The organism is Halanaerobium saccharolyticum (assembly GCF_003259895.1).
Taxonomy (GTDB): domain Bacteria; phylum Bacillota; class Halanaerobiia; order Halanaerobiales; family Halanaerobiaceae; genus Halanaerobium; species Halanaerobium saccharolyticum_A.
Genome location: NZ_QLME01000007.1, coordinates 1 through 18,783, shown reverse-complemented (window position 1 = coordinate 18,783; position 18,783 = coordinate 1). Strand labels below are relative to the sequence as shown.

Below are 18,783 nucleotides of genomic sequence, written 5' to 3'. Positions count from 1 at the left end.
ACACCAGTTATATGATAACTATTTTGAGACTTAAAATCAAATTTATCTGGGTAATCTATTTACTATCTTTTATTAGTAATTAATATTATTATATATTTAGTAAGGACTTTTGAATATTAAGTGTTTAAAATAAGTGGGAGGTAGATAAGATGGATTATATTTTGATAGCCCTGATTGTAATATTTGCTATTTTCAGCTCTGGCAGCAGTGCTCTGGCAGCAGATATCTTACTGGATCAGGAATTAGAAAAAATAGATAGTGAGACGGCTACATTTGCACTCGGGTGTTTTTGGGGGCCGGATGCATCTTTCGGCGCTCTGGAAGGGGTTATCAGGACCCGTGTTGGTTATGCAGGTGGAACAACCGAAAGACCGACCTATCAGATGATAGGAGATCACACTGAAACAATAGAGATCGATTATAATCCGGAAGTAATTTCTTATAGAGAGCTGGTAAAAATCTTTTTTGAGATCCATGATCCCTATTCACCAGCCTATTCCAAACAGTATGCTTCTTTGATTCTTTATCAAAACAAGAAGCAGCAGGAAACCGCTTTAGAAGTCAGCCAGGAACTGGAGGTTGAAAGTGGGAGAGAAATTCAGACTGTGATCAAAGAACTGGAGCATTTCTATCTGGCTGAAGACTATCACCAGAAATATAGACTTCAGCAGCAGCGAGATTTTAAGAATCATTATTTAGATCAAATGTCGATGAAGGAATTTATTAATTCCCCGGCTGTAACCAAAGCAAATGGTTATCTTGCAGGCAGTGGTGAACGGGATAATATTATAAAAAATATAGGGAAATTAGGACTGACAACCGAACTCCAGGAAAAATTACTGAAGTTAAATAATATTGATCCGGAAGAATGTGTAACTTTCTGTAAGACTGAGGATGCTGACAATGTTCAGATCAATGAAGAGACTATTGATGCAGAATTACGAGAGAAATTAACTGATCTGCAGTATAAGGTGACTCAGCTGGATGCTACAGAACCTGCTTTTAATAATAAGTACTGGGATAACAAAGAAGCGGGCATTTATGTGGATGTTGTTTCAGGAGAACCACTTTTTTCTTCAAAAGATAAATTTGAGTCTGGCTCAGGTTGGCCAAGCTTTACCAGGCCCCTTGTCGAAGAAAATATTGTAAAAGTTGAAGACAAAACGCTCTGGATGACCAGAATAGAGGTCAGAAGTAAAGAAGCAGATTCTCATTTAGGCCATGTATTTGAGGATGGTCCTGAACCAACAGGATTACGCTACTGTATTAACTCAGCTGCACTCAGGTTTATTCCAGCTGAAGATCTGGCAGAAGAGGGTTACGAAGAATTTGAAGATCAATTCTAAATTACAGCTGCCGGGAATTGTCTGGTTGATGTAGAAGTATGTCTAAACCCTATTAGAATCAATATAATATGCCTTAAGACGAAAAAAACTGACAGGTATTGTTTACCTGTCAGTTTTTTTTATAGATAATAATTTGATTTTAATTATATGCTATTCCGCAATCTTAAAAGTAGGAATATGATCTTTTTCTTGAGCAGCATCGATCAGTTCTTTAACACGTTTTACATCTCCCTCTTCAAATTTAGAGAGGTCATCATTATTATTAATTGATTCATAAATTTTATCGAAGTCCTGATAGCTGATTCCAAATTCTTTTTCATCACGATCACTTTCATCTCCACGGCAGCCGCCAGTTGGAGGTCGATTGATGATTTCTTCTGGAATCCCCAGAACCTCTGCCAGTTCCCAGACCTGAGTTTTATTTAAGTCTCCAATTGGTCTCATATCTGTTGCACCATCACCATGCAGGGTATAATATCCGGTCAAAATTTCACTTTTGTTGCTGGTTCCCATTACCACATAATTCTTTTTCTCCGCAATGTAGTAGAGAGTCATCATTCTAAGTCTAGTTTGAATATTTTGTTCTGCCGGATTTGGGGTAGGAATCTTAGTTTGAGGCCAGTGTTCCTGTTCATTTCCTTCAATATCTATACTCTGCAGTCTTTTTTCCAGAGGTTCATTAATTTCTTTCATATTTACTTTTAGAGTTTCAATATCGAATTTATCCGCAAGCATTTCGGAATATTCTACATCTTTAGTTACTGTTCCATTTGCAGGCAGCATAACTCCCAGTACATTGTCACCAAAAGCTTTTTTAGACAGAGCTCCAACGACAGAGGAGTCAATGCCTCCGCTTAATCCAACAACAGCACCATCTGCATTTCTTTTTTCAACTTCTTTCTGCATCCAATCCTGAATTTCCTTAGTTAAATTCTCATCAATCATTCTAGATTATTACCTCCTAAAAAAGAATTAATTTTAATCTTTCTTTCTCAATTCCAACATGGATTATAGGAAAGAATAGAAGCAGTGTCAAGATATAGAGATTCAATTATTGACTTTAAAGGTATTTAAAACTATTTAAAAGCTTCATACTCCAATGTACTTCTTTTAACTTGCTTAAACTCATTAATTGAATCAAAAAATATATTTTTTATCTTAATAATTTTTTGAAAATTTAATTGCCTTAATTCTCTTTTAATTAAGGCTTAAAAAAAGGAAAATAGCAAGAGTTAAAGAATTAAACAAATAGAAATAGATATTTTTTCAGGATCCAAATTTGGAGAGGAGAGGACAAAACTAAAATAACTAAGAAAGATAAGCAAAAAAAGGGGGGCTTTTAATGAGATTACAGATAAGTGATCTGCAATTAGAATTGACTCAGGGAGATATAGCAGCTCAAAAGGATATCGAGGCTGTGGTTAATGCCGCAAACGCTGAGTTAAAAATTGGTGGTGGAGTTGCAGGTGCTATCCATAGAAAAGCTGGCTCAGAGCTGGAAAAAGCCTGCAGACCGCTGGCCCCAATTGAGCCTGGTGAGGCAGTAATTACTGAGGCTTTTAATCTGCCCAATCAATATGTTATTCACACTTTAGGTCCAGTTTATGGAAGGGATAAACCGGAAGCTGCACTCCTGGAAAAATGTTATCAAAACTCATTAAAATTAGCTGAAGAATATCAAATTAAAAGTATCGCTTTTCCTGCTATTTCCACCGGAGCTTTTGGATATCCAATTGAGAAAGCTGCAGCAGTTAGTCTTGAAACAATAAAAATTACAGCGGAAGAATTAGAGAATATTAAAATTATAAGATTTGTCTTATACAGCAGCAGTGATTTCAGAGTATATAAAGAGCAAGCACAAAAGATTTTCATTGATTAAAAACAAACAAATTCCAACTAAGATTGATTGCAGCTGCCAGCATTTAGATTTACTGATGAGAAAGGGGAGGGAGATATGCTGAATATAAATATACCAGGATGTAAAAATTTTAATGTAGAAAAAATAGTTTTTGATCTCAATGGAACTATTGCCTGTGACGGCGAATTGATTGAGGGGGTAAAAGAGGGGATTAACAGCCTGGCAGAGGATTTTGAAATATATATTTTAACTGCTGATACATTTGGGACTGCAGAGCAGCTGCTGCAAGAATTAAAGGCAGAGCTGGTAGTTGTTAATGACTGTGACTGCAGTAAGTTTAAAGCTGATTTTGTAGAAAAATTAGGCCGCAAAAAAGTAATTGCTGTAGGAAATGGAAATAATGATGCGCAGATGCTGAAAAATGCAGAACTCGGGATTGCAGTGATTGGTCCAGAAGGTACGGCAAAAAGGGCTCTTTTAGGGGCTGAATTAATCAGTAGAGATATTAATGATGTGATAGAAATTATCTCTAATCCTGACCGACTAAAGGCGACATTAAGAAAGTGAATTTAGCTATTCTGAAGCAAATTTAAAGGAGGTGCATTGTGTCAGAACTAATTGATTTAAGTTATGAGATTTATCAGGGTATGCCGATTTACCCCGGGGATCGGGAAGTTGAATTAATAAATAATAAAAAAATAATGCGGGATGGTTACTGTAATCACAATTTAAAAATGGGAATGCATACAGGAACTCATCTAGATTTACCTGCCCATATGCTGGAAGATGTAAGGAATGCCGCTGACATTTCCCTTAACAACCTTTCCGGACAGACGAAATTGATCTATGCAGCCGGACAAAAAATTATAAAAGTTAAGCCTGACTATCAGAAATTAATAGAGAAAAATGATATAGTAATTATTTATACAGGTTTTGCAGAGGAGTATGGAAATCAGAAGTATTATAGACAGCATCCTGTTATTTCGGAAGAACTGGCAGATTTATTGATAGCTAAAGAAGTTAAACTCCTGGGATTTGATATGCCATCACCAGATTACAGCCCCTTTAAAATTCATCAAAAATTATTTGAAAATGATATTTTTATTTTAGAAAATCTCTGTAATTTAGAAAAACTGCTGGGTTTAGAATCATTTAAACTTTTTGTATTTCCACTTAAGGTCAGAGCAGAAGCAGCTCCCTGCCGGGTGGCAGCCGAAATTTAAATTATTTTTTACAAAAAAGACAGGTAAACGGTAGCTGCAAATTGATTTGACACTTTAAAATGAATCTGCTAAACTATAAATGTAGTTTAAAAATTTGAATAGATGGATTATATGACTGGCGGATAAATATGGAGCTAACCATAGGGGAATATAATCTTTAATAAATCGCCCGCCTGGATATAGAGTTAAATCTTTATCTGGGGGGCGATTTTTTTGTTTAGCTGCATATTTTAGTCTTAAATGGAGTAAATGTAATCTAATTTACAATAAAGCGGTAATTTCAAAACATAGTAAAACACTCAAGATTTGACGATGGTAATAATTTCTGCTAAAATAAATATGAAATTCCGTTTAAAAGATTAAATATAATTTACATTATAGACTGTTACAATAATCAAATATTCAAGAGGAAAATTATAAAAATCTTTTAAGCAGCCAATAAGATTATAAGACTAAAAGAGGAGGATTTTTGATGGAATTTGATACTTTAGAATTAAAGGGTCAAAGATGGGAAGAAGAAATTGATGTCAGAAATTTTGTGCAGCAGAATTATACACCTTATACAGGTGGAGCTGACTTTTTAGAAGGTCCGACTGTAAGGACAGAGGACCTCTGGCGGCAGACTTCCGATTTATTGAAAAAAGAAAGAGAAAATGATGGTGTGCTTGCTATTGATACCGAAACTGTTGCAGATATCAACGCTTATGATGCCGGTTATATAGACCGGGATAAAGAAATAATAGTTGGTCTGCAGACTGATCAACCTTTAAAAAGAACATTAAATACCTATGGTGGGATTAGGATGGCCCGTCAGGCAGCAGAAGCTTACGGCGAAAAAGTCGATCCCGAAATAGATGAGATATTTACTAAATATAGAAAAACACATAATGATGGAGTTTATGATGCCTACACTCCAGAAATTAGAGAGATTAGACGCTCTGGTGTAATTACCGGTTTACCTGATGCTTATGGTAGGGGAAGAATTATTGGTGATTACAGAAGAGTAGCACTTTACGGTGTAGATAGATTGATTAAAGCAAAAAAAGAAGATAAATCTAATTTGAAAAGTCCGATGACTGAGGAAACAATTCGACTGCGGGAAGAGGTAAGTGAACAGATTAGAGCGCTCAAAAAGTTAAAGGGACTCGGAGAAACTTACGGCTGTGATCTTTCTCGTCCAGCTAATAATGCAGAAGAGGCTGTTCAGTGGACCTATCTTGCTTATCTGGCTGCGATTCAGGAAAATAACGGGGCAGCAATGTCTTTTGGTCGGGTAGCAGAGTTCTTTGATATTTATTTTGAAAGAGATATAGAAGCAGGATTACTGACAGAAAAAGAGGCACAGGAAATCATCGATGATTTTGTAATTAAATTGAGGCTGGCCAGACAGCTGAGAACTCCAGAATATAATGAGCTCTTCAGTGGTGATCCACTCTGGGTAACAATTGTGCTTGGGGGAATTGGAATCGATACCAGACCCCTGGTAACTAAGACCAGCTACAGAATTTTAAACACTTTATATAATCTAGGTCCGGCTCCAGAACCAAACCTGACTATACTCTGGTCTGAAAAACTGCCGGAAAGATTTAAATATTACTGCACAAAAGTTTCAAAAGATACAAGCTCTCTGCAGTATGAAAATGATGATTTGATGCGCCTTAACTTTTCTGACGATTACGGAATTGCCTGCTGTGTATCAGCAATGACACCAGGTAAGGATATCCAGTATTTTGGTGCCAGATGTAATCTGCCTAAAACACTTCTTTATTCTTTAAATGGTGGTAAAGATGAGAAAACAGGTGCTCAGGTTGGACCTGAATTTAAACCCTATGAAGGTGATGTTTTAGAATACGATAAGGTCATGGATAATTTTGACCGCTTTCTTGACTGGTTGAGCGAAAAATATGTAGATGCTCTAAATATTATTCATTATATGCACGATAAATATGCCTATGAGGCAGTACAGATGGCACTCCATGATACAGAAGTTCAGCGAATAATGGGTTTTGGAGTGGCAGGACTTTCAATTATTGCCGACTCCCTGAGTGCTATTAAATATGCAGAGGTTAAGCCGATCAGAGATGAAGATGGGATGATTATTGATTTTGAAATCAATGGTGATTATCCTAAATACGGTAATGATGATGATCGTGTTGATCAGCTGGCTGTAGAGGTAGTTAAACTATTTATTAATAAACTTAAACAGCATCAGCTTTATAGAGACGCAGTTCACTCTATGTCGGTGCTAACTATTACCTCAAATGTAGTCTATGGTAAGAAAACTGGAGCTACTCCAGATGGTCGCGAAGCTGGAGAAGCCTTTGCTCCTGGAGCTAATCCAATGCACGGCAGAGATACCTCAGGTGCTTTAGCATCACTTAATTCGGTTGCAAAGATACCATACGAATACTGCCAGGATGGAATTTCTAATACATTTTCTATTGTGCCAGAAGCACTGGGTAAAACAGAAACTGCCCAGCAGAACAATTTAACCTCAATTCTGGACGGTTATTTTGATCAGGGTGCACATCACTTAAATGTCAATGTCTTACGAAGAGAAACTCTGCTTGATGCAGTTGAGCATCCCGAAGAATATCCTCAGCTGACAATTAGAGTTTCCGGTTATGCTGTTAACTTTATTAAATTAACACCAGAACAGCAGCAGGAAGTAATAGCAAGAACTTTCCATAAAAGTATTTAAATGGTTGGTACCGGGTACTTGTAAATTATTTCCAAGCACTCGGTACCCTCTCATCTAAGGAGGTCATTATGGCTGAAGGATATATTCATTCTACCGAAAGTATGGGCACTGTTGATGGCCCCGGGATTCGCTTTGTTGTTTTCACTCAGGGCTGTCCTCTGCGCTGTCAGTACTGTCATAACCCTGACACCTGGAAATTAAAAGAGGGTAAAAAGGTAACAACTGAATCATTAATGAAAAAAATAAAAAAAATAAAACCATATATTGAACGTTCCGGTGGAGGAATTACAATTTCCGGGGGAGAACCAACAATGCAGCTTGATTTTACTCTGGATTTACTCAAAAAAGCAAAAGCAGAAGGACTGCACACTGCAGTTGATACATCTGGATTTGTAGAGTCGGCTAAATTCAAAAAACTGCTTCCATATCTGGACCTGGTGCTGCTGGATATTAAAACAATGGATGATCTGGTCCACAGAGATTTAACCGGAGTCAGCAACCAGAAAACTCTAAATCTGGTGGAGCTGCTGGAAAAAGAAAAACAGCCTTACTGGGTAAGACAGGTTATTGTTCCGGGAATTACTGATGATCTGGAAAAGATGAAGGAGTTTGCAAAATATCTACAGCGGAAAAAATATTTAGAAAAAATTGAACTGCTGCCCTACCACGAACTTGGAAAACATAAATGGGAAAATTTAGGGCTTGAATATAAGCTGGCTGCTGTTGAGCCGCCTTCTGAGAAAAAAATGGCAGAACTTAATGCAGTTTTTAAAAATTACAAAATTAATATAGCTTGACTTGTTCTAATTACAGGATTTTTAAATTTAATCAGCTGTCATAATAACCCTAATTGAGACTATTCTCGATTGGGGTTTTGCTGTTTTTATTTAGGAATCTATGTTATAATTATTTAACACTAATGAGAATTATTATAAAAACAAACTCAAATAAAGTAGGAGATAAAGAAAATGCTGATTTTACAGGCGTTTTATTGGAATTGTCTGGATGACTGGTGGGAAGAAATAGCATCTATTGTTGAGGATATAGCAGTTAAAGGTTTTGACACAGTCTGGCTGCCACCTCCTTCCAGAGGGATGAATGGTAAAAACTCAATGGGCTATGATCTTAAAGAACACTATAATCTGGATTCTAAATTTGGGAATAAGAATACTTTAAAAGAGTTAATCAATAAATTACATGAAAATAAAATTGAAGTGATGGCAGACCTGGTCCTGGGACATATGCTGGGTGGGGATAAAGAATGGAATCCGCATTTTAAAGAAATAACTTACACTAGATTTGAAGAAAAAACATTTCCTAAAAATCACAAGAATTTTTGTCATGAATGTGGGGACTGCAGCTGCCGCAGCAGTTTTGGCGAAACTATCTGTTATTATTCTGAGGACGGCTACATGAAAAATCAATTGATTAACTGGGCTAAATGGCTCAAAAATGAAATTGGATTTGATAGCTTTCGCCTTGACAATCTGAAAGATATGCGCTGGGATTTTACTAAAAAATTTGCAGATGAATTTAGAGATAGCACCTTTATGGTTGGAGAATATTGGGAAGGTGATGATCGGATTTTAAAGGAATTTATCGGCTACAGTAATTTAAATTTATTCAATTTCCCTCTTTATTACAGTATTAAAGAAATGTGCATGGACCCTCTGTTTCCTATTCGCAGTTTAGAAGCTGTTTCCAGTAAGAATAAGGTTAATTTTCTTTCCAATCATGATCTGGAAAGAGACGAAAGAGATTTTAATCGAGATGCAATTATCACAAATAAAGAACTGGGCTATGCCTATATTCTTTTTCAGGATAATCCGGCCGTTATTTACTGGAATGATTATTTTAAATATGGGCTAAAAGAAAAACTTGATCAATTGATTAATTTAAGAAAAAATTCTAACCAGCAGCCATTAGAAATTATTGATTTAACCGATGACATTTATCATGCCAGACGCGGCCGCTACCATTTAATTATTAATAATGCTGTTAATGATTATCATTTTTCGGGATTAACTGTATCAGGCCGAGATTACGAGATTTTTATAAAGGATTAAAATTTATCTAGTTAAGATCTTTGTGAATTAATAAAAATTTGACCAATCAATTAGATAAGCAGGAAGGATTTTTTATGCTTGCAGATATTGAAAATATTTTAGAAAAATATTATGGCTTTAGTTCTTTTAGAAAAGGACAAAAAGAACTTATAGAAAGTATTTTACAGGGTAAGGATACGGTTGCAGTGATGCCGACTGGATCGGGAAAATCCCTCTGCTATCAGATACCCGCTCTGATATTTGAGGGAGTGACATTAGTTATTTCTCCTCTGATTTCACTGATGAAGGACCAGGTAGATGCTCTAAAGGAAATGGGCATTAAAGCTACCTATATCAACAGTTCTATCGGTAACCAGGAATTGCGGGAGAGACTTGCCAGGACAGCCTCCGGTGAGTATAAGCTGCTTTATATTGCTCCGGAAAGATTAAACTCCTCTCGTTTTCTTAATCTTTTACAGCAGCTTAAGATTGCAATGATTGCAGTTGATGAAGCCCACTGTGTATCTCAGTGGGGACATGATTTTAGACCCAGTTATTTAAATATCTCCCGGATTGTAGAGCAATTGAATCCCAGACCTATTGTGACAGCTTTTACTGCTACAGCAACTCCCGCAGTGAAAAATGATATCAGTACTCAGCTTAAAATGAAAACTCCTAAAATTTATTCTACCGGTTTTGACAGGCCAAATCTGAGCTTCAAACTGAGGAAAGGGATAGATAAAGATCAGTTTTTAAAAGATTATCTTAAAGTTAATTCAGAACAGCCGGGGATAATTTATGCTGCAACCAGAAAAGAGGTCAATAGAATTTATGAGCTGCTTTCGGATTTAAATTATGAGGCCGGTCGTTATCATGCAGGTCTCTCAGAGAAAGAGCGGACAGCTGCTCAGGAAGATTTTATTTATGATAAGATTAAGATTGTAGTGGCTACCAATGCCTTTGGGATGGGGATTGATAAATCCAATGTACGTTTTGTTATTCATTATAATATGCCCAAAAATATGGAATCATATTATCAGGAAGCAGGACGTGCCGGTAGAGATGGGGAGCCTGCAGATTGTATTCTGCTTTATTCCCCTGGAGATAAACATATTCAGAAATTTTTAATTGAGCAGGTAGAGTCCTCTTCTGAGCGGAAAGAAGAACATCTTAATAAATTACAGCAGCTGGTGGATTACTGTCACACCAGTAAATGTCTGCGCTCATATATTTTAAACTATTTTGGAGACAGTGAAGTTTCGCAGAACTGTGATAACTGCAGTAATTGTAATGATGACCGGGAGTTAAAGGACATTACAGTAGAAGCCCAAAAAATATTATCCTGTGTTTACAGGCTTGATCAGCGCTGGGGAATTACTGTTACTGCAAAAGTTCTGGCTGGATCTAAAAGTCAGAAGATTTTAGAATCCAATTTTGATTCGCTTTCTACCTATAACATTATGTCTGATTATACGATTAAAGAAATTAAGAATTTAATTAATTTGCTGATTGCTGATGACTATTTAAGTCAATCAGGTGCTAAATATCCACTATTAAAATTGAATAAAAAGTCCTATCAAATTATGAATGGTGAACTTAATGTTGAAAAAAGGATGGAAAAAGAACAGCAGAAAGTTAGTGAGGACAGCAAACTTTTTATTATTTTAAAAGAATTAAGAAAAGAAATTTCGCAAAAAGAAGGTGTTCCACCCTATATTATTTTTCATGACAGCACTTTAAAAGATATGTGCAGGATTCTGCCTCAGAGTAGAGCAGAAATGCTAAAGGTAAGTGGAGTTGGAGAAGTAAAATTTTCTCGCTATGGACAGGAATTTTTAGATAAAATATTAGAAAATATTAACTCATAAAGGATGATAATATGACTGATAAAACTAAGAAAAATTTTATTTATTTTGGTATAGGTCTGGTTCTTGTGTTTATAATCAGATATTTCGATCTAAACTTTATTCCCGCAATGATCCTGGCTCTAATTGTCAGCGGTATTGCCGGATATATTTTAAATAAAAAATCTCAGCAGTAATGGAGTTTAAATTAATATAAATTCTAATATTTGAGTTAAGGCTTGATTGAAAAATTTGCAATCTTAAATGAGGTGATATTTTGAATTTAGATAAATTACTGGCACAGGGAACGGTCCCTGATTTTTTGTTGAGAAAAGGGATCAGGCGGCAGATAAATAAAAGAATAAAAAAGCAGAAGCGTTTATCAATTGAAGGAAGATTTGAATATCTCAGCAAATTTATTGAAAATCTGAAAAAACAGCCAATTGCTGTTGAAACAGAAGCTGCAAATGAACAGCATTATGAGCTGCCACCTCAATTTTTCGAAAAAATTTTAGGGAGGAATTTAAAATATAGCTGTTGCTTCTGGTCAGATGACTTTAATTATAAAAAGTTAAAAAAGCAGGGCGATCTGCAGCAGAGGTTGGATCAGGCAGAAGCTGAGATGCTGGAATTAACTGCCCATAGAGCTGAAATAGAAAATGGGCAAAATATTTTAGACCTTGGATCTGGCTGGGGATCACTTTCTTTTTATCTGGCGAAAAAGTTCCCGGATTCCAGAATAATTTCAATTTCTAATTCCAGCTTACAGATTGAGTATATTAATCAGCTGGCAGCTCAGAATAAGATTGAGAATCTGAGAGCGGTTAAAGCAGATATCAGTGATTTCAAAACGGAGGCAAAATTTGAAAGGATAGTTTCTGTAGAAATGTTTGAACATCTGCGGAATTATCAGAAATTGATGCAGAAATTGAGCAGTTTTTTAAGTGCAGAAGGAAAATTATTTGTGCATATTTTTTCTCATCAGTATTATCCTTTTACATATCAGGATAATCAGGATACAGACTGGATGGCCCGGTATTTTTTCAGTGGGGGTACAATGCCCAGTCAAGATCTACTCCATTATTTTAGTGGTAATTTAAATCTGCAGCAGCAGTGGGCTATTTCCGGGAGTCATTATCAGAAGACCCTGGAGGTCTGGCTGAAAATTATGGATCAGAAAAAAGAAGAAATTTATCCAATTTTAGAATCTAATTATGGAGTTGGTCAAGCAGAGAAGTGGTGGAATTACTGGCGTGTGTTTTTTATTTCTTCAGCAGAATTTTTTGGCTTTGATGCTGGTAATGAGTGGTTTATCAGCCACTATCTCTTTCAAAAATAATAGCGTAGTGTTAAATTATAAAGTGTACCCATACAAAATACCCTGTATGGGTTTCTTTTTTATTTATTGTTTTCTGGATTATGCTGCTGATTTTCTGGAAATTCAACTCTGGTTCTGGGCAGGCTCTGGGGATAATTTTCCTGGATAAATTTGATCAGCTTTTCTCTTAAATAAACTCTTAATTCCCAGGCTGTTGGTGAATCATCTGCGCTGACTAAAATTCTGAGTTCCATTGATTTTTCACTGGCATCTGTGACTTGAACTACTTTTACTTTGCCATCCCAGAGTTTATTATCTTCTAAGAGTCGATCCAGTTCTTCTCTGACTGCATCAACTGAAATTGTATAATCTGTATATAAAAAGACCGTTCCCAGAATAAAGGAAGACTTTCGGGTCCAGTTCTGAAAAATATTATCAATAAAATAAGTTGTAGGCACTACTAATCTTCTGCGGTCCCAGACCTTAACTACTACATAAGTTAAATTTATTTCTTCGATCCAACCCCATTCTCCATTAACGATTACAACATCCTGGACTCTAATTGGCTGAGCAATTGCAAGCTGAATCCCGGCAATAATGGAAGCTATAATTTTTTGAGCGGAAAAACCGATTATAATACTGGCAACTCCAGCAGAGGCAAAAAGACTGATTCCAACCTGCCTGATCGAATCAAAAGTCATTAAGGCTGCTGAAACTGCAATAAAAATAATTAAAACTTTAATTACCCGCTCCAGAATCCTGTATTGAGTATGTATTTTTCTGGCGCGTAAATTATTGCTGGCATCAATTTTATGAGTGTCGTCAAGATAAAGTCTGATCAGGTGCATTAGCCGCATCAGAAACCAGCTGCTTAAAAAGATAATTGTGATTCTGAAAAAATGATTTAAAAAATTTAAAATTTCATTTCTCTGTTCAAGATAATAAAAAGGAATTAAAAGTGCTATATTTAGAAACAAATAAAATAAAGGTATTTTAAGTTTGCTTCTGATCTGTTGATATCGTTTTTGACTTAAATCTTTTAAAATAAACCTGGTTGAATAGAGCAGAACAAAATAAATGGTGGTAAATGCAGCCAGAGAAATTAAAAAGTTAATATACATTAGTTTATCACCTCTTTCAATTACTATTATTATAAATCCTGGAGATAAGAAATTCAAATTATAGTATTTAAATAATAATGAGCAACAAAAGTGATGATTTTTTAAATTTTTTATTATAGAATAGGTTTTTTGATTAAAGTTTTGATTAAAGTTTTGATTAAATTTTGTTATAATATTATTTGAAGAAAAAATAATCATATTGAGCAGTGAATTAATTAATAATAATTTATAAGTTAATAAACGAGTGTAAAAATATGGATATTACCTGTGATCAAAGCTGTGATATGATGTTGATTATCTTAAGAGTTTAAAACTTTATATAAGAAATGATGAATATTAAATGAACTTCTTTTAAATATATATCAGATAATATCTCAAAGCATATTCAAAGGGTCTCAAAATTTGATTTAAGCAAGCCTCTATGGTATACTTTAATTGTAATGAAAGGAGAGATTTAGATGAAAGTTTATACAACAGATGAGGTAGCCAGTATGCTAAAGATCTCCCGAAATACTGTTTTAAATTTGATTAACAAAAAAGAATTAAAAGCAAAAAAGGTTGCCAGAAAATGGAGGGTTACCGAAGGACATCTGCAGGATTTTTTTAGAGACCAAAAAAGTTAGTTAAAGAGGTTTTTAGACTTTGTGTTAAGAGCACAGAAAGGGTTTGATTATTATGATATCCTTAAGCAATGCTAGAAATCTGGTGGAAAAAGTTAGAGGCGAAGAGATGCCCTTAATTTACACTAATTTAACCCTGCATGATTGGGTTAGAGAAGGCGTTATTTCTCAGATGGAAATTAACGATGGAAAGGCTTTATACCCTGATATTGTCACCACAGAAATTTTAACTGCCTTAAAACTTAAAGAAAAGTACAGTCTTTCCGAAATAGTTGAAGCCAGAGAATGTCTGGAACTGGATGGTGGTAATCCTGGTCAGATCTCAAAGGATGAGTTGATAAGGTTCGTAAACTGCAGCAAACTATTTAATGATAAAAAATTGGCAACTAAACTTTCATTAAAACATATAGATAGCTTAGAGACTATACAGAAACTAATAGATGATCTGCTTAAAGAAAAAAAGCATTTAGAAGTCGTAGAAGATTATTTAAAAGAATTTTTAAAGGCAGAAAAAGAATTAGAAAAAGTTAAAAAAAGAAAAGAAATGAAATATGTATCTTAACAAATTTACGGCCGATAGCAATATTGGTCTTTTTTTTTGCAATAATATAATAGATAATTAAAGGAAGAATTTAATATTTAAAGAATAATATTTATATACACTACTATGCCCTTAAAATCACTGTTAGAGAAAGGAGAAAATATGAAAAACATAGTTACTTTTACTTTGAATCCAACTATTGATAAAAATTCGAGTGTTGACCATGTTAAAGCAGAAGATAAACTGTACTGTGATAAACCTGTTTTTGAACCAGGTGGAGGAGGAATTAATGTTTCCAGAGCCATTAAAAAACTCGGAGGAAGTTCCTTATTGCTCTATACTTCTGGTGGTTTTACTGGCAAAAAATTGGATAAACTGCTGGGAGAAGAAGAACTTAATAAAAAAGCGATAGAAATTGAAGCAGAAACCAGAGAAAATCTAATAATTACTGAAAAAACATCCAGTCTCCAGTATAGATTTGGGATGCCCGGTCCTGAGATTAATGAGCAGGAATATAAAAAAATATTTGAAGTATTAGCTGAATTAGAACCTTTTCCTGACTATCTGGTTATTAGCGGCAGTATTCCAGAAGGGGTAAGTAATAATATTTATGCAGAAATGGCGCAGCTTGCTAAAAAGAAAAATTCGAAAGTGATTGTTGATGTTTCAGGACCACCACTAAAATCAGTGATCAAAGAGGGTGTCTTTTTAATTAAACCAAATCTGGGAGAGTTTCAGGATTTTATTGGAAGAGAATTAAAAAATGAAGAGGAAATAAAAGAGGAAGCTCTAAAACTGGTTGAGAATAAGTCATGCCAGGCGATTGTGATTTCAATTGGTGCCGGTGGAGCTCTGCTGGTTACAGATCAGAAAGCAGAATTTATGCGGCCGCCGACTGTGCCCATTAAAAGCAAGGTAGGAGCTGGAGACAGCATGGTAGCAGGATTAGTATTGAGTCTTGCCAGAGGTGATAGTTTAAAAAATTCTTTCCACTATGGGCTGGCAGCAGGTTCTGCAGCAGTAATGACTCCAGGAACTGAATTATGTACTAAAGAAGATACAGATAGATTATTTAAAAAGATGGCGAAAAACAGATTATAAGTAATACGGTAAGATGTCAAGGGTAAAATAAGAAATAATTTAATTTATTTGACTCAAAAAAGTTAAATTAAGCATAGACCTATCCGCCTAGCCTGAATAGTAATTTTTACCAATTCAGCCCATGACTAAATAATAGTTTTGATAGAAAATAAAGTAAACAGACTAATTTGCAATAATTATCTACCTCCGTGGTTGATATATTTCGCCTTTGCTTAGCAGAGCAAAAACGAGACGTACAAATTTACGTGCTGTAAGCACGAGGGCTCTTTTGTGCTTGTGCTTTGGAACTTCATTATACTTTTTGTAGTAGTAGCTTTTGTACCTATCATTGTGTACTCTCAATGAATTAGAAGCTTCTACCAGGTAATATCTAAGATATTTATTACCCTTTTTAGTTAGATGAGTTTCCTCAGCAGTAAAAGAGCCAGATTGATGCTCGGTCCATGTAAGACCGGCATATGAGGCGAGATTAGTTTCTTTATCAAAACGATTAATGTCACCGATTTCAGAGATTATCCCGGCTGCATAAACTGGTCCAATTCCATCTACTGTAGTCAGGGTTTGAGGTATTGCTTTAAGCTGTCTGGTAAGGACTTTGTTAAGTTTTTTATTCTGTCTTTGAAAAAATCTAATATTATCAAATGTCATGGAAAGTGTTTGAGTGATTGCCTGATCTAAGTCGGGTTTTAAACGATATGAATTACGAGCAGCTTTTTTGAGTGCAGTGAGTATTTTTTCGATTGGGGTAGAACCACCTAACCTGTTATTGCTGTTTTCATAAAGAAATTCAGCTAGTTTCTGGACCTCAGTATTAACAATTTCCTTAAGAGTATAGTTTTCTAGCAAAGCCATAGAAGCCTTTGTAAATGTACCAAAGGGCGATTTTTGACTGAAGTCTGAAAACTTAAGGAAGACTAGATTTAAGGCCCTTGCCTTTTCAGCTTTAACATGCTGAGCCAGGTTGAATTTGTAGCGTGTAATCTGTCTTAAAGGTCTGTAAAGAGCTTCGGGAGAAGATGAATTTTTAACTCTACCAAAGCGTATTCTATCAGCAATTACCCAGGCATCAACATTATCATTTTTAGGCAGATCAGTATATGATTTTTTAAAATTACTAATCACTTTAGGGTTGACTGTATAAATTTGAAGATTGAAATTGGATTTTAACTGTTCATGGTTTTTAATGAGTCGGTAACAGTGTTCCCAGAAGACATTAGTAGCTTCCATGCCAATTTTAATAATATCTGGTTGGAGCAGGTTGGCATTATCAGCAATTAGATTAATCAGTTTTAAACAACCTGGTCTGTTGTTTTCAACTGAATAGGAGTGGAAAACATCTTCACCCTGATCATCCATTGCACAGGCTACAAGAGAATCTTTGGCAACATCAATACCGACAAACATTTTATTAATATGAATCACCTCCTTTGGTTTGGGAGTCTAAAAAAGATAACCAGATTTAGTCCCTGAAAAACTGAGAGCTCGACAGCCTCGCCATTAGTGTTCACCAGTAAGTTTTGAGTACAGAGGCAGCTGCCTGCTAAAGCAGCAGAAAACAGATGGGACACAACATACGTGTTAGGAGTTCATATCAGCTTCAGGGGATCAAACTTAGCCAGTAGTCATGCAAAAACATGCTACAAGGAGGATCTAAATCTACCCTGGATATCTTTTAATATCATTATATCAGGGACTAAATCTAAATTTAATAAAAACAATTAAATTTTAATTAAATTAGTGATAAATATTCAATATCACTAAGTATATTATACGAGGCAGCTGCCTGCTAAAGCAGCAGAAAACAGATGGGACACAACATACGTGTTAGGAGTTCATATCAGCTTCAGGGGATCAAACTTAGCCAGTAGTCATGCAAAAACATGCTACAAGGAGGATCTAAATCTACCCTGGATATCTTTTAATATCATTATATCAGGGACTAAATCTAAATTTAATAAAAACAATTAAATTTTAATTAAATTAGTGATAAATATTCAATATCACTAAGTATATTATACGAGGAGGGAAAAAATGAAAGCAAAAAAAGTTTCAGCGGTTTTAAAGGCGGAAGGCTCAGGGGCAGAGGTAAAAAGACTTTTTCCAAATAGAAATCACAATGGGTTTCATGATCCTTTTGTTTTACTTGATGAATTTTTTGTCGAACCTCCAAACGAATTCGCTCCTCACGAACACCGCGGTTTTGAAGCAATAACCTATATGCTTGAAGGTCATTTCACGCATGAGGATAATCTGAATAATAAGGCAACAGTTGGTCCAGGTGGGATTCAGGCTTTTAATGCCGGTAAAGGAATTACTCATTCTGAAAAACCTGGTGAGGAAGGATTGAGCAGAGGCATTCAGCTCTGGATAAATCTTCCTGAAGACAGCAAGAAGTCAGATCCCAGTTATCAGTTTATTAAAGCAGATAAGATCCGGGAAGAAGAAACTGATGATCTGATTATTAGAGAAATTGCAGGAGATAATTCCGATTTAAAATTAAATACCAAAATCAAATATTTGGATCTCAAAGTAAAAAAAGACACAGCTTTTCAGCGTAATCTGAATTCTGGTGAGGTTGCAGTACTTTATCTGATAAAAGGCAAGATAGAAGGAGAATATAATTTAGAATCAGGAGAGGGACTGCTTGTAGAAGCAGGAGAAGAAATTTCGCTGTCTCTAAAAAAAGACAGTCGACTAATTTTCTTAAGAGCTAAAGCCCATAATCAAGAGATTAAACTTAAAGGTTCTTTTGTAGAATAAGAAATAACAGAGCTTAAAAAATAATGATCTATTGTTTGATCTAGGTAATCAATGTTTGATTTTAAATATAGAACAGCCTCTCTCAGGGGCTGTTTTTTTTATGCTTCTTTAAAGTTAAGTCCTAAATATGAAAAATTAAGTTTTAAAAATTGCTCAATATGTTATATACTCAATTAGCATTTGCTAAAAATTCTAAAAATAGAGTTTAAATAGGTGTTTGCAAAATAGGCAAAGAAAATAGTAAAAAACTGTAAATAAGTAGATTGGATTCAATTTTAAGAATTTAAAAATTGAATGAGAAAATG

At 35.1% G+C, this 18,783-nt stretch carries 17 protein-coding genes and 1 riboswitch; of the genes, 14 read left to right on the top strand and 3 right to left on the bottom strand.

Features of this window, described 5'->3' with window-relative positions:
- Positions 1-149 precede the first annotated feature (149 nt).
- Positions 150-1,346, top strand: coding sequence for a peptide-methionine (R)-S-oxide reductase MsrB (gene msrB / locus C7958_RS06330; RefSeq protein ID WP_111571832.1), 1,197 nt, complete (start codon positions 150-152; stop codon positions 1,344-1,346).
- Between the two features lie 150 nt (positions 1,347-1,496).
- On the opposite strand, the gene nadE is transcribed toward msrB, so the two are convergent.
- Positions 1,497-2,291 carry an NAD(+) synthase gene (gene nadE / locus C7958_RS06325; RefSeq protein WP_111571831.1) on the bottom strand — a complete coding sequence of 265 codons (795 nt, stop codon included), beginning with the start codon at positions 2,289-2,291 and terminating at the stop codon, positions 1,497-1,499.
- A 397-nt stretch (positions 2,292-2,688) separates the two neighbouring features.
- Between nadE and C7958_RS06320 the strand changes: the two genes are divergently transcribed.
- From C7958_RS06320 to C7958_RS06285, 9 genes are all read left to right on the top strand, one after another.
- Complete coding sequence (locus C7958_RS06320) at positions 2,689-3,225, top strand: macro domain-containing protein (RefSeq protein WP_111571830.1); 537 nt, start codon at positions 2,689-2,691, stop codon at positions 3,223-3,225.
- 75 nt (positions 3,226-3,300) lie between these two features.
- Positions 3,301-3,771, top strand: coding sequence for an HAD family hydrolase (locus C7958_RS06315; protein WP_111571829.1), 471 nt, complete (start codon positions 3,301-3,303; stop codon positions 3,769-3,771).
- A gap of 38 nt (positions 3,772-3,809) precedes the next feature.
- Positions 3,810-4,427, top strand: coding sequence for a cyclase family protein (locus C7958_RS06310; protein ID WP_111571828.1), 618 nt, complete (start codon positions 3,810-3,812; stop codon positions 4,425-4,427).
- A gap of 101 nt (positions 4,428-4,528) precedes the next feature.
- Positions 4,529-4,613, top strand: a riboswitch (ZMP/ZTP riboswitch).
- Positions 4,614-4,899: 286 nt separating this feature from the next.
- Complete coding sequence (gene pflB, locus C7958_RS06305) at positions 4,900-7,128, top strand: formate C-acetyltransferase (protein ID WP_111571827.1); 2,229 nt, start codon at positions 4,900-4,902, stop codon at positions 7,126-7,128.
- A 68-nt stretch (positions 7,129-7,196) separates the two neighbouring features.
- Positions 7,197-7,925 (top strand): pyruvate formate-lyase-activating protein, encoded by a 729-nt coding sequence (gene pflA, locus C7958_RS06300; RefSeq protein ID WP_111571826.1) that lies wholly within the window; start codon positions 7,197-7,199, stop codon positions 7,923-7,925.
- Positions 7,926-8,096: 171 nt separating this feature from the next.
- The gene (locus C7958_RS06295) at positions 8,097-9,194 is read left to right on the top strand and encodes an alpha-amylase family glycosyl hydrolase (protein ID WP_111571825.1); all 1,098 of its coding nucleotides are present in this window, start codon (positions 8,097-8,099) and stop codon (positions 9,192-9,194) included.
- A 74-nt stretch (positions 9,195-9,268) separates the two neighbouring features.
- On the top strand, positions 9,269-11,041 hold the full coding sequence (gene recQ / locus C7958_RS06290; protein ID WP_111571824.1) for a DNA helicase RecQ: 1,773 nt from the start codon (positions 9,269-9,271) through the stop codon (positions 11,039-11,041).
- Between the two features lie 11 nt (positions 11,042-11,052).
- Positions 11,053-11,214 carry a hypothetical protein gene (locus tag C7958_RS15620; RefSeq protein WP_166668484.1) on the top strand — a complete coding sequence of 54 codons (162 nt, stop codon included), beginning with the start codon at positions 11,053-11,055 and terminating at the stop codon, positions 11,212-11,214.
- 80 nt (positions 11,215-11,294) lie between these two features.
- Complete coding sequence (locus tag C7958_RS06285) at positions 11,295-12,356, top strand: SAM-dependent methyltransferase (RefSeq protein ID WP_111571823.1); 1,062 nt, start codon at positions 11,295-11,297, stop codon at positions 12,354-12,356.
- 59 nt (positions 12,357-12,415) lie between these two features.
- On the opposite strand, the gene C7958_RS06280 is transcribed toward C7958_RS06285, so the two are convergent.
- Complete coding sequence (locus tag C7958_RS06280; protein ID WP_111571822.1) at positions 12,416-13,456, bottom strand: mechanosensitive ion channel family protein; 1,041 nt, start codon at positions 13,454-13,456, stop codon at positions 12,416-12,418.
- Between the two features lie 458 nt (positions 13,457-13,914).
- Between C7958_RS06280 and C7958_RS06275 the strand changes: the two genes are divergently transcribed.
- The 3 genes from C7958_RS06275 to C7958_RS06265 all read left to right on the top strand — a co-directional run bounded on the left by C7958_RS06275 (position 13,915) and on the right by C7958_RS06265 (position 15,718).
- On the top strand, positions 13,915-14,079 hold the full coding sequence (locus C7958_RS06275) for a helix-turn-helix domain-containing protein (RefSeq protein WP_111571821.1): 165 nt from the start codon (positions 13,915-13,917) through the stop codon (positions 14,077-14,079).
- Positions 14,080-14,131: 52 nt separating this feature from the next.
- Entirely contained in the window at positions 14,132-14,638 is a 507-nt protein-coding gene (locus C7958_RS06270) for a hypothetical protein (RefSeq protein WP_111571820.1), read from the top strand.
- Positions 14,639-14,779: 141 nt separating this feature from the next.
- Entirely contained in the window at positions 14,780-15,718 is a 939-nt protein-coding gene (locus C7958_RS06265) for a 1-phosphofructokinase family hexose kinase (protein ID WP_111571819.1), read from the top strand.
- A gap of 180 nt (positions 15,719-15,898) precedes the next feature.
- Here the strand turns inward: C7958_RS06265 and C7958_RS06260 are convergent, their stop codons facing one another.
- Positions 15,899-17,122 carry an IS110 family transposase gene (locus C7958_RS06260; RefSeq protein WP_111571818.1) on the bottom strand — a complete coding sequence of 408 codons (1,224 nt, stop codon included), beginning with the start codon at positions 17,120-17,122 and terminating at the stop codon, positions 15,899-15,901.
- Positions 17,123-17,749: 627 nt separating this feature from the next.
- Here C7958_RS06260 and C7958_RS06255 point away from each other — a divergent pair.
- Positions 17,750-18,478, top strand: a complete 729-nt coding sequence (locus C7958_RS06255; protein WP_111571817.1) for a pirin family protein — start codon at positions 17,750-17,752, stop codon at positions 18,476-18,478.
- The last annotated feature ends 305 nt before the right edge of the window (positions 18,479-18,783 follow it).